The organism is Fusicatenibacter saccharivorans, from assembly GCF_027667425.1.
Lineage (GTDB): Bacteria > Bacillota > Clostridia > Lachnospirales > Lachnospiraceae > Fusicatenibacter > Fusicatenibacter saccharivorans.
The window spans coordinates 143,846-156,342 of record NZ_JAQEGR010000009.1 but is presented as its reverse complement, the minus strand read 5'-3'; the positions used below and the strand labels follow the sequence as shown (position 1 = coordinate 156,342).

Genomic DNA, 12,497 nt, shown 5'->3' with positions numbered 1-12,497 from the left:
CCATTTAAGTAGCTGAATAATCGGAAAACTTGCAAACGCAAATTTTCAAACTCAAATTACTCCCCTTTATTAGACCTAATCGTATAACAGAATCGGTACCTCTGTCAAGATTTTTGAAATTATATTTAAAGTATAATAAGATATAGTCGCTATTTTCTTTCTTGCCTTTTCCCTTCCCTATGGTCTATAATAGAAAGTACTTGTCTAAGATACGAAATTGCTGATAAAGGAGCATTCTATATGAACAAAAAGGAAATTGCCGAAATTAAAAAACTGTTTACCCCATCCCACTGTGCGATCACGCGAATCTGCGGATGCTATGTGGATGCGGAAAAGAATATTAAGACAAAATTAAAAGAAGCGTTTCTCTCTCTCGAAGAGGAAGAAATGTTTAAGTATTTTAAGATTTTTAAAAGCACCCTCTCCGGTACCATCGGAAAGAATCTGCTGAATATGGAGTTCCCGCTCTCCCAGGAAAGTGAGGGCGGCACACAGGAGTTTCTCTTAAAACTCCGCAACAGTGAGCTGAAGGACGAAGCGCTGATTGATGAATTTTATGAAAAGGTGATGGCGGATTATCTCTATCCGGAAAACTACTATATTATTCTGATCCATGGTGCATACGATGTACCGGGACGCGCTTCTGATAATCTGGATATGGACGATGCTTCCGATTACGTCTATGAATTTATCCTCTGCAGCATCTGCCCGGTAAAACTCGACAAACCGGGTCTCTGCTACAATGTGTCCCACAATACGATTGAAAACCGCGTGCAGGACTGGGTGGTCGGCGCACCGGAAAACGGTTTTCTCTTCCCGGCCTTCACAGACCGCAACACGGATATCCACAATCTGCTGTATTTCACGAAAAACGCAGAGATGGATCAGCCGGACTTTCTCGACCACTTCCTGGGCTGTCAGGCGCCGCTTTCCGCGAAATCTCAGAAAGAAACGTTTCAGTCTATTATAGAAGAAACTCTCGATTCCGCCTGTGATTTTTCTACTGTTATGACCATTCAGGAGAACTTAAATACCATGATTGAAGAGCGGAAAGACGATCCGGAACCGGTGGTGCTCGATAAACACGAGGTAAAACGTCTGCTCGCCAGCAGCGGCGTACCGAATGAACAGCTTGACGAGTTCGACGAGAAGTACGAATCCATTGCGGATGAGAAAGCAAGCTTCGTTGCCTCGAACGTGGCCAGTACACGGAACTACGAGATCCGCACCCCGGATGTTATCATCAAAGTCAGCCCGGAAAAGGCCCAGCTCATCGAAACCCGTACGATCGACGGAACACCGTATATTCTGATCGAGGCAGCCGATGAAGTGGAAATCAACGGAATTCTTTTAAAACCGTCACGGCCATCCGATGCGGATGATACCGAATTTTAACAGCCAAATGACAGCGAGTCTTTCTCATTGTCCGAAAAAAAAAGCGGCAGTCCCAGACAAAAGGGCTGCCGCTTTTTCTTCCTTTTATTTATGCTTAGCAGAGTGCTTTTCCAAGTGCAATGCATGCTGCCTCAGCTTCATCATCTGGCGCGTCTGCGCAGATCACGCTGTCGCATACCAGCTCGGCGCCATCATTTTTGCAGCTTTCTTCCCAGGTGCGCATCCACTCGCCGTCTCCCCATCCATAGGAACCGAACAGAGCGATTTTCTTTCCGGAGAGTTTGGATTCACATGCGGAGAACATTGGCTCGAACTCGGTATCTTCCAGCTCTTCTGCCCCCATAGCCGGGCATCCGAAAGCGATTGCATCGTATGCATCTACATCATCCGCAGAGAAATCTGCGCAAGTCAGAACAGAAACTTCTGCGCCTGCCTCTTTTGCTCCCTCTGCTACTTTCTGTGCCATCATTTCTGTGTTGCCGGTTCCACTCCAATAAACTACTGCTACTTTGCTCATGTTTCAAATCCTTCTTTCTTTATTTTCTGATTCCGGGGGATTTTTCTTTCCCCGATCCTACTGCCCTTTTTATGGTATGCAGGATTTTATGTTAAACAGCTACGGTGAGCTGTAAAACGCTTCTTCCCTGCTTCCAGAGACGCAGATACACGTTTCTGCATTTCTGATAGCGCTGAAATGTTTTCTGTGTTTCGCACTCATTGCAATAGACCTTCCAGCATCCCTTGCATTTATAATTGTGGCCTTTGTTCTCAATAAAACCGATCACATCACCGAGCGGATAGTTGAGAAACACACCGATCTCATGCGGAAATCCTTCTTTACACTCTGCTACCCGGGTTTTCAGGCGATTCAGTGCATAGGCAATGTCTGTATTTTCATATCCATAGGATTTTAAAAACGCTGCATTCTCCGGATTTTCCAGCTCCTTCTGGAGAAGCCCTTCACGGTACACATAGACCAGTGCTCTCGTCTCATGCTCCCGCAATACAAAGATGTGAATTCCTTTTGGTTCCAGACAGGCACTCCAGTATGAAATCTGATCTTCCAGTTCTTCTTTGGATGAAAATGTCATATTACATAAATTTGCGGCTTTGATGGAAGCCAGCGTTGCCGAACAGTGTTCGATCAGAAATCTCTCAATCATGCCTTTTACGTCTCCTTCTTACATTGCTGCTGCGCAGTGCTCATCTAATACCGAGCGAAGTGCGGTGGCACTGCTGGTATGGATTCTTGCGATCGGAATATTGTTTTTCTTTGCTTCCTGGGAAGCAGTGATGACCATTTTGTGGGATACGGTGTTGGTAAAGAGAATCATCAGATCCGGATTCCCAATTTTTTTCTTAACGGAGCCATGCTCTTTCGGGAACACCTTTGCTTTACATCCATAGTCTTTACAGATATCTGTATATTGACACACCATTCTTTCATTTCCACCGATAATTACGACACTCATCTTCTCTACCTGCCTTTCTGTTGTTATCTTATGCTACTTGAAATTAGTTTATTCTAACTCCTGTGTTTTAAGAAAGAATCCCTCTACCGGGATCCCGTATGATTTTTGGTTTTATCCGTTGTACTTTAGTTAGCTATATCTAACTGTTGGGTATATCATACCGTTTTTGTCGGATTTTGTCAAGGATATCCTGCAAATTTTTCCGGCTTTTCTTGAGAAAATTGTATCATTTTCTTTTTCACATCACGCTGGTGAAAGAATATTCGCAATGGAAGCAGAGACTTTCCCTGCTTTTGTTAAAAAGCCGCTGGAATCTTAAGAAGAAGACTCCGGCGGCTTTCCCGTTGCTATTCTGTTCTGTTTTTTATACCGGCTCGTCCAGCAGGTTACCCATACTCTTTAAGCCAATGTAAAGAGTAGATGTATTGTGAAGCAGTGCGGAAGTGGTTGGCTGTAAAATACCGCCCACGCCGAGCAGAATCAGTCCGGCATTGAACGTAACGATAAAGCGGTAATTCTTATGAATCCGTTTCATCAGACGGTTGCTCAGCATACGAAGCACCAGAATTTCTGCCAGATCGTCTGCGGCAACGGTGATATCCGCGATCTCACGCGCAATCTCTGCGCCCTCGCTGATGGCGATTCCAACGTCTGCGGCAGAAAGTGCCGGTGAATCGTTAATACCGTCACCGATCATAATGACTTTACGTCCCTCTGCTTTTTCTTTCTCCACAAAGTTTGCCTTATCCTCCGGCAGTACCTCAGCATAGTACTCGTCCACGCCGACCTTCTTCGCGATCGCTTTTGCCGTGCGCTCGCTGTCTCCGGTCATCATGACGATCTTTTTCAGACCTGCTTTTTTCAGCTGACGGATAATTTCGGCCGCCTCCGGACGAAGCGGATCCTCAATGCAGATAACTGCTGCAAGTACACCTTCTAAGGCAAGATAGAGATGAGAATACTCCTCCGGCAGATGACGGAACTTCTCTTCCATTCCTTCCAGAATGATACTGTTCTCATCCTCAAATACGAAGTGATAACTTCCAATAATCGCTTTTTCGCCATTGATCGTTGTAGAAATACCGTGTGCAACGATATATTCTACTTTGGAGTGCATCTCCTCGTGATCCAGATGTTTCTCTTTTGCCGCGTCTACTACGGCTTTTGCCATGGAATGCGGAAAATGCTCTTCCAGGCAGGCTGCGATGCGCAGAAGCTCATCCGGGCTCTTTGTTTCGCTGAAGGATACCACCTCTGCTACGGTCGGCTGCGCTTTTGTCAGTGTTCCGGTCTTATCGAAAACGATCGTATCCGCTTCCGCCACAGCCTCCAGGAATTTACCGCCCTTTACGGTGATCTTGTGCTGGTTTGCCTCGCGGATTGCAGAGAGAACGGAAATCGGCATGGCAAGTTTTAACGCACAGGAGAAGTCTACCATCAGAATAGAGAGTGCTTTCGTTGCATTTCTGGTCAGAAGATACGTCAACGCCGTTCCGCCAAGGGAATACGGTACAAGACGGTCTGCCAGATGCTCTGCCTTGCTCTCCAGTCCGGATTTCAGTTTCTCGGACTCTTCGATCATCGCGGTAATCTTCTCGTAACGGCTGGATCCGCCGGTCTGCTTCACAAGAATGGTAAGCTCGCCCTCCTCAAGAACCGTTCCCGCATAGACAACGGAACCTAAGGTACGGCGTACCGGAACAGATTCTCCGGTCAGAGAAGCCTGGTTTACCATACCCTCGCCGTTGGATACCTCGCCGTCGAATGGAATCAGATTTCCCATATGTACGACAATCTCGTCGCCCGCAACAATTTTTTCAGACGGAACGAGAATTTCCTGGCCGTCTTTTTTCAGCCATACCTTTCCGACGTTCAGCGACATGCTGCGTGCCAGATCTCCGACGGATTTTTTATGCGTCCATTCCTCAAGCAGCTCTCCTACGCCGAGCAGGAACATGACAGAGCCTGCGGTTCCATAGTCGCCGCGGAGCATCGAAACACCGATTGCGGTTGCATCAAGAACCGGAACTTCGATCTTTCCCTGTGCCAGTGTCTGGATTCCTTTCCAGATATATTTTACGGAAACAACCGTAGTATAGATGGCACGGATCGGTGCCGGAAGAAGCCATTTTCTTCCAAAGTGGTAAATCACTTTGCTGATCAGCTTTTCCTGATATTCGTTGTTTAACGCTCTGCCGGAGCTCTCAAGCAGTCCGGTCGGCAGCTCTACTTCCTCGTAGTGGAAGAGCTGTATCATCCGAATCACAGCGGCTCGTTCTCCCTCGTAACAGATCACGGCATCGCCGGTTCTGTCATATACCTTCGCGAAAGATACCTGGTTCTGATTCTGCAGATAGTACAGCAGTGTCTCTGCCTGTACGGAGGACATGCGCTTCTGTGCCAGATGGATTCGGATTCTGCCTCTGCTTTCGTGTTTAATATAAAATTTCAAATCTTATGCCTCCTAGAAAAACACCTGCAGAGAATTCTGCAGGCGTTTTGTTTTTTCCGTATGAATACGACGTAAATCAGATGTTGCTGTGTACAGCTTATGCCTCAACCGTATCCTCTGCTTCTGCTTCAACAGCTTCCTCTGCTGTCTCTTCAGCTACATCCTCTACTGCCTCTTCTGCTGCTTCACGCTCTTCGTTGATCTGTTTTGCGTCAGCATAGATGTCCTCCGCATTCTCCTGGATGGTCGTTACCGTATCCATAACAACTTTCTTTGCACGAAGAACAGCTGCGGTGCAGTTGGTGTAAAGTTTTTTCGCATCCTTGCTGGACAGTGCTTTGATACCTGCTGTTCCGAATAATACTCCTGCTGCGAAAAGTCCTGGATGTTTTAAATCTTTGATTGTCATATTACATTTCCTCCTGTTATTAAAATAAATTTTTTCTGAATTTTACATTTTCCCCCGCTGTGGTTCACAGTATAGCACTCACCTGCTCGGTTAGACAATACGTACAGTTCTTTTTGATAATTATTTTCATTAAAACAGGGAAAACGGAAGGAATTTTCACCCGTTTTCCCCGTTTTTCAGCCTTCCACCGCTGAAACAATCACATTTTCAATATCCTGATTCTGAATATAGCCCTTTGCCTTCAGTCCGGATTTCATCACGTCCATCCACATCTCTCCGCTTAAGCGGCAGATGGTATGATCGCTCAGTTCTACGGTACAGCCCTGATCTTTGAAGCATTCTTCTCCACAGGCAATCTTGTAAAAATTTTTGCGGCTGATTGCACCGATGCTCTCCAGTGTATTCACCATGCGATACACCGTAGCAGGCCCGATGCTGCTGTCTTTCTGCAGAGCTTTATAGTAAATTTCTTTACAGCAGGAGCACTCCTCTTCCAGGATAATATCGAGCAGAATCCGTCTCTGTCTGGTTATTCTGCATCCCTGTTCCCGGAGCTTCTGAATAATCAGTTCTCGCTTCATCTGTGTTCTGTGATAATTTCTGGCTTCATGCTTTGTCTGTTCCTGCGGCATACGTTCTACCTCCTGATGATGATTCCTGTCCTGTCAGTCGCAATGTCCCTTGCACTGCCCGCAGTTACCACCACAGCTTCCCTTGCCGCTTTTTTTATCTTTAATCATACTGCGTACTGCAAGTCCTACCAGACCAACAACGACTACAAGTGTGATAAAAGTTCCCATAGAAACAACTCCTTTCTTTTCAAAAGAGTCCGCATCCTGCAGCGGATGCCGGATACGGACTCTTCATCAGATACATGTTCTCTATCTGTCACAGCAATTATTTGCTGAACATTTTGTTGGTGGAAACGCTCAGAGTTGCGCTCTCTTTGTAAGGTCTTACCAGCAGATATACAAATCCGATGATGAGCAGAACAGCAACTACCGTTCCGATTCCAAAACCGCCGCCGATGAACAGGTTACCGATCTGATAGATGCACAGGGATACAACATAGGCAAGCAGTGTCTGATATCCGATTGCAGTAAAAAACCATTTGGTATTGTTCATCTCACGTTTGATTGCACCCATTGCTGCGAAGCACGGTGCGCACAGAAGGTTGAATACCAGGAAGGAATAAGCTGCTACCGTAGATAAGCTTCCTGCGAGCTGTCCCCAGATCTCGGCACCGTCTTCTGCAACTTCACCAAAGCCGAACAGGATACCAAAGGTACCAACAACGTTCTCTTTTGCGATCAGTCCGGAAACAGCTGCAACAGCCATCTTCCAGTCGCCCCATCCAAGAGGTGCAAACAGAGGAGCGATCACGCTTCCGATGGAAGCCAGGATACTGTCATTTAACTGCTCAGCTTCCAGCATTCCGAAGGATCCGTCAACCCATCCGAAGTTCATCAGGAACCACAGAACGATGGTAGACATCAGGATGATCGTACCGGCTTTTTTGATGAAAGACCAGCCACGCTCCCACATGCTGCGGAGAACGTTGCTTACCGTCGGCCAGTGGTAAGCCGGAAGCTCCATAACAAACGGAGCCGGATCGCCAGCGAACAGTTTTGTTTTTTTCAGGATGATACCGGAGCAGATGATTGCTGCGATACCAACGAAGTAAGCACTTGGTGCAACCCAGGAAGCTCCATTAAACAGGGCGCCTGCGATCAGGGCGATGATTGGAAGTTTTGCTCCACAAGGTACAAACGTTGTTGTCATGATGGTCATTTTACGGTCACGGTCATTCTCGATGGTACGGGAAGCCATGATACCAGGAACACCACAACCACTTCCGATCAGCATCGGAATGAAGGATTTTCCGGAAAGTCCAAATTTACGGAAGATACGATCCATGATGAATGCAACACGCGCCATGTAACCGCAGGACTCCAGAAATGCCAGGAACAGGAACAGTACCAGCATCTGCGGTACGAATCCAAGTACGGCACCAACACCGGCAACAATACCATCCAGGATCAGACCCTGCAGCCAGTCAGCGCAGTGGATCGCGTTCAGCAGATTTTCAATGGCCGGCGGAATGATCTCTCCAAAGAGTACATCGTTGGTCCAGTCCGTTACAAAAGTACCTACTGTTGTGACAGATACATAATATACAACCCACATAACAACTGCAAAGATCGGAAGTGCCAGCCAGCGGTTGGTTACGATCCGGTCGATCTTATCCGATGTTGTCATGGCGTTTTTCTTGTTCTTTGTGACACAGTCACCGATGATGCTGGAAATATAAACGTAACGCTCGTTTGTAATAATACTCTCGGTATCGTCATCAAATTTGTCTTCCAGCTGTTTGATCTCGGCAGATACATCCGGAACGGATTTCATCTGCTCTGTGATCTTATCATCTTTCTCCAGAAGTTTGATTGCAAAGAAGCGTTTCTGCTCATTTACAATATCACTTCCGAGTTTGCTCTCAACGGTGCGGATGACTGCCTCCACATCCTTGTCAAACTCATGAACCGGTACAGCAGCACCTTTTTTCTGTGCAATCTGCACTGCTTTATCAGCAGCTTCTTTGATTCCGGTTCCTTTCAGAGCAGAGATGGTTACAACTTCACAGCCCAGCTTTTTCGCCAGTTTGTCGATATGTATTTTGTCTCCGTTCTTCTCAACAATATCCATCATGTTGACAGCCATGATCACCGGAATACCAAGTTCCATGATCTGTGTGGACAGATACAGGTTACGCTCAATGTTGGTACCATCTACGATGTTCAGGATCGCATCTGGTCTTTCATTAATCAGGTAATTTCTGGCTACCACTTCCTCCAGTGTATACGGAGATAAAGAATAGATACCCGGAAGGTCCATGATGGTGACATCTTTGTGGCCTTTGAGCTTTCCTTCTTTTTTCTCGACGGTTACACCTGGCCAGTTTCCTACGAACTGGTTGGAGCCTGTCAGTGCATTGAACAATGTTGTCTTACCGCAGTTCGGGTTTCCTGCGAGTGCAATCTTAATTGCCATTTTTTCCATGCCCCTCTTTCTTTGATTTTTACTGATTTTAATAACTTCACAAGCCTTACCAATATTGGCCACAGCTTGCTTTTGTTAGCATTCGCTAACAAGCAGGCAAAAAAAATTTACTCTACTTCAATCATTTCGGCATCTGCTTTTCTTAAGGATAATTCGTATCCTCTGACGGTTACTTCGACCGGATCGCCGAGCGGAGCAACTTTGCGCACGAATACGTCAACACCCTTGGTGATTCCCATATCCATGATTCTTCTTTTGACCGGACCGGAGCCGTTGAGTTTTACAACTTTAACGGTTTCTCCTACGGAAGTCTCTTTTAAAGTCTTCATCTTCTCTCCTTCTTTCCTATCAAATCAGGATTTTGGCTGCCATATCTTTTCCAACGGCTACCCTGGAATCTTTCACATTCACGATGAGATTGCCGTCGATTTCCGATACGACTGTCACGTTTCCGCCAACGACGAAGCCAAGATTTTCAAGAAATCTTCTGGTCTCTTCTTTTCCGCCAACTTTTCTGATTGTGTAACATTCGCCTGGATTTGCCATCGTTAAAGGCATAGTCAATTACCTCCTGTGTATGATAATGAGTTTCATCTCTATTTCAGTTGTTAGTATATGCTAACGTACGTTAGATGTCAACTGCTTTTTTACTATTTTTTTGTATTTTTTTCTGAAATTTACTCCGTTACTGAGAAAAAGCCTTCGTTAAGAGCCCTGTTTTTTTGAAAAATAAGGCAGAACAGAGAAATTTCGTATCTCCCTGTTCTGCCCTTTTTGCTTTCCATTTCTTTTTAGAAACGGTACATCATCTTATGCCATTTTGCACCGCCATGCGTCGAGTCGGAAAGTTCGATATATTCGTATCCGATCCTTTTGTAGAATGGAATCATATGATCCTTGCATGTAAGAACAACGGCTTTTTTGTCACGCTCTCCTGCGCTTTTTACCATATGACGCATCAGTGCTTCTCCAATGCCCTGTTTCTGGAACTTCGGATTGACGTCCAGTCCGAAAATCATCTGATAATCGCCGTCCGGGTTGTGCAGCGTGGCGTCATGGTAGAGTGCATCCGCCAGATAATCGGTATCCGCACAGCAGCCATTGCAGAAGCCTGCGATTTCGCCATCTTCAGTTTCCGCTACAAAAAAGCTGTTTTTGCAGGTTTTGTACCGCTCCATGAAGTCTTCATAACCTGCCGCCTCGGCAGCCGGGAAACATAGCGCCTCCACCTCGGCTACCTTTTTCAGATCTTCCTCTTTTACCGGACGGATCGTATACTTTACTTTTTGTTTTAAATAGGGCTTCAGTCCCGCAACGACTTCTTCCACCGTTCCATCCACGAACGGATTCTTCAGTCCGGCCAGCTCCAGCAGTGCAAAATATCCTTTGCTTCCGCCTGCCTGGCAGAGACGGTAATAATCGCCCCACGCCTTTTCCGGCTCTTTTTTGAAACGCTCAAAGAACTGGAAAGCACAGATCTGTGCCAGCGCATAATCAATATAATAGAACGGGTTCACAAAGATATGCTGCTTCTGCATCCAGAAACCGCCCTCCTCGAGGAACTTGTGGCCGTCATAATTTCTCCATGGCATATAGGTCAGCTCTAACTGATGCCAGATCGCACGGCGCTCCTTGGCCGTCATGCCGATATTTTCAAATACCTTATGCTGGAACTCATCCACACATACCATGTACGGAATCACTTCCAGCGCGCTCATCAGGTGCGCATAACGGTAATCATCTGCTTTCTCTCCAAAGAATGCATTCATCCAGGGGTATGCGAAATGCTCCATTGTCATCGAGTGAATCTCCGCCACCTCGCTTGTCGGGAATACCATATCCATAAACGGAATCTGTTTTGCCGCCGTATACGCCTCGAATGCATGGCCCGCCTCATGAGTCAGAACATCAACGTCCGCGCTCGTACCATTAAAGTTGGAGAAGATGAACGGCGCCTTGAACGTATTCAGAAATGTGCAGTAACCGCCTGTCTGTTTTCCCGGCTTCGTCTCCAGGTCAAACAGCTCATGCTCCACCATAAAGTCAAAGAACTCACCCGTCTCTTTCGACAGCTCATGGTACATCTTCTGCGCCTTCGCAACCAGTTCCTCCGTCGTTCCTTCCGGAACCGCGTTTCCTTCCGGGAAAATCAGCTCCTCATCGTAATAATGCAGCCTGTCCACTCCAAGCCGTTTCTCCTGCTCCTTCCGAAGCTCCAGGCAGAGCGGTACAATCTTCTCCTTCACCTGCGCACGGAACCTTGCAACATCCTCCGCCGTATAATCGTATCTTCCATAGCTCAGGTAAATAAATTCAATGTAAGAAGAAAATCCCAGCTTCTTCGCAATTTTATCGCGCAGCGGAACCAGCTTGTCATACAGCGCATCCAGCTCCCCGGAAATCTCTTCATACAAATCTCCCCATGCCGTCATCGCCTCTTTCCGCATCTGGCGGTCCGTACTCTGCATCGCCTTCAGAAGTCCATAAAAATTACACGTTTCGCCCTTAAATTTCGTCGAAGCATTCGCCGTAATTTTACTGTACTGCTGCGTCAGATTCGCCTCTTCGATCAGATCCTCCACGATACAGTCGTCCGCTAATTTTTGGCCAACCTCCATATTCTTCACAAAGAATTCCCCAAACTCCTCTGCAAACTCTTTGATAAACGGAGACTCCAGAATCACCTTCTCTGCCTTTTGTATCAGCAGATGGATCGCCGGAATCGTCTCATTCCAGAACTGAACCTCTCCTTCATAAAACGAATCTCTGGTGTCCACCGTATATCTTACCTGCGCCACTTCCGCCATTGTCGCCCAGGCATCCTCGCGCGTTTTTTCTTCCATAAAAAGTCCGCGCAGCTCCTCATATGATTTTGCCTCTTTGAGCGCCTTCGTATACGCTCTTACTTTTTCCTGCTCTGCCTCCATGTCCGGCCTTACGTATTCAATTTCCGAAAACTTTTTCATCTTCTCTTACCTCCTTCTATTCCAGAACGCCCAGATTTTTCAACTCATGATAAACCCGGGACGCCGGCAGTCCCATCACATTATAATAGTCTCCCTGGATTCCTTTCACAAACTTTGTCCCAAACACCGTCTGAATTCCGTATCCTCCAGCCTTATCCGACCACACAGGAGCCTCCCCCTCTTTCTCAAGAGCAAGATACCCGTTTATCTCCTCCTCTGTCATCGCATAAAACTCTACATCTGTACGGTCACAGAACGATACCACACGCTTTGCGTCCCCCTCTGTTACCGCAATCGTAACTCCAGTATACACCTGATGCACCCTTCCCTGCAACTGCTGCATCATGCTTCTGGCATGTTCTATCCCTTTCGGCTTGCCAAGGATCTCCCCTTCAAAAGCCACAACCGTATCCGCCCCGATCACAACGGCATCCCCTTCGGTAATCTCCGCAACATCCAGACATTTCAGCCGTGAAAGCTCCTCCACAACCTTCTCCGGTTCCGCAGACGTCACAACTTCTTCCGCCCCTGAAGCCTGAACCTTACACCGTATTCCCAACATCTCCATCAACTCTCTTCTTCTGGGTGACCCCGAAGCCAATATCACTTTCATCCTGCTGTCTCCTTTATTTTTTCTTTCATGACATGCATTTTTTTCACACCATGCAGCGGTCCGCGGGAATGTGCGGCTTGCGCCAGATGGCCGGATAAAATAAGTACGCCGGGAACAAACACAATCCACTCGT

Annotated in this window: 13 protein-coding genes; 1 reads left to right on the top strand and 12 read right to left on the bottom strand. The window is 46.7% G+C overall.

The features are described 5' to 3' along the window. The first annotated feature begins 240 nt into the window (after window positions 1–240). A complete protein-coding gene (locus PGS38_RS10360; RefSeq protein ID WP_022462754.1) occupies window positions 241–1,395 on the top strand; it encodes a DUF4317 domain-containing protein in 1,155 nt (384 codons plus the stop codon). 94 nt (window positions 1,396–1,489) lie between these two features. On the opposite strand, the gene PGS38_RS10355 is transcribed toward PGS38_RS10360, so the two are convergent. The 12 genes from PGS38_RS10355 to PGS38_RS10300 form a co-directional block, all read right to left on the bottom strand. Further along, window positions 1,490–1,912 carry a flavodoxin gene (locus PGS38_RS10355; protein ID WP_022462753.1) on the bottom strand — a complete coding sequence of 141 codons (423 nt, stop codon included), beginning with the start codon at window positions 1,910–1,912 and terminating at the stop codon, window positions 1,490–1,492. Between the two features lie 91 nt (window positions 1,913–2,003). Beyond that, a complete protein-coding gene (locus PGS38_RS10350) occupies window positions 2,004–2,558 on the bottom strand; it encodes a DUF3793 family protein (protein WP_055228382.1) in 555 nt (184 codons plus the stop codon). Window positions 2,559–2,576: 18 nt separating this feature from the next. Then, entirely contained in the window at window positions 2,577–2,867 is a 291-nt protein-coding gene (locus PGS38_RS10345) for a DUF2325 domain-containing protein (RefSeq protein ID WP_022462751.1), read from the bottom strand. A 364-nt stretch (window positions 2,868–3,231) separates the two neighbouring features. Beyond that, window positions 3,232–5,319 (bottom strand): heavy metal translocating P-type ATPase, encoded by a 2,088-nt coding sequence (locus PGS38_RS10340; protein ID WP_118594894.1) that lies wholly within the window; start codon window positions 5,317–5,319, stop codon window positions 3,232–3,234. 97 nt (window positions 5,320–5,416) lie between these two features. Continuing rightward, the gene (locus PGS38_RS10335) at window positions 5,417–5,728 is read right to left on the bottom strand and encodes a DUF6110 family protein (RefSeq protein WP_022462749.1); all 312 of its coding nucleotides are present in this window, start codon (window positions 5,726–5,728) and stop codon (window positions 5,417–5,419) included. Between the two features lie 176 nt (window positions 5,729–5,904). Next, window positions 5,905–6,360, bottom strand: coding sequence for a transcriptional repressor (locus PGS38_RS10330; RefSeq protein WP_022462748.1), 456 nt, complete (start codon window positions 6,358–6,360; stop codon window positions 5,905–5,907). Window positions 6,361–6,393: 33 nt separating this feature from the next. Then, window positions 6,394–6,528, bottom strand: coding sequence for a FeoB-associated Cys-rich membrane protein (locus PGS38_RS10325; RefSeq protein WP_022462747.1), 135 nt, complete (start codon window positions 6,526–6,528; stop codon window positions 6,394–6,396). Between the two features lie 97 nt (window positions 6,529–6,625). Further along, a complete protein-coding gene (gene feoB / locus PGS38_RS10320; RefSeq protein WP_022462746.1) occupies window positions 6,626–8,776 on the bottom strand; it encodes a ferrous iron transport protein B in 2,151 nt (716 codons plus the stop codon). A 116-nt stretch (window positions 8,777–8,892) separates the two neighbouring features. Beyond that, window positions 8,893–9,114: a FeoA family protein gene (locus tag PGS38_RS10315; protein WP_022462745.1), complete on the bottom strand. Its 222-nt coding sequence runs from the start codon at window positions 9,112–9,114 to the stop codon at window positions 8,893–8,895. Window positions 9,115–9,133: 19 nt separating this feature from the next. Further along, on the bottom strand, window positions 9,134–9,343 hold the full coding sequence (locus PGS38_RS10310) for a FeoA family protein (RefSeq protein ID WP_022462744.1): 210 nt from the start codon (window positions 9,341–9,343) through the stop codon (window positions 9,134–9,136). Window positions 9,344–9,576: 233 nt separating this feature from the next. Further along, the gene (locus PGS38_RS10305) at window positions 9,577–11,751 is read right to left on the bottom strand and encodes a M3 family oligoendopeptidase (protein WP_118594895.1); all 2,175 of its coding nucleotides are present in this window, start codon (window positions 11,749–11,751) and stop codon (window positions 9,577–9,579) included. Between the two features lie 16 nt (window positions 11,752–11,767). After that, window positions 11,768–12,364 (bottom strand): Maf family protein, encoded by a 597-nt coding sequence (locus PGS38_RS10300; RefSeq protein ID WP_117510305.1) that lies wholly within the window; start codon window positions 12,362–12,364, stop codon window positions 11,768–11,770. Window positions 12,365–12,497 lie beyond the last annotated feature (133 nt).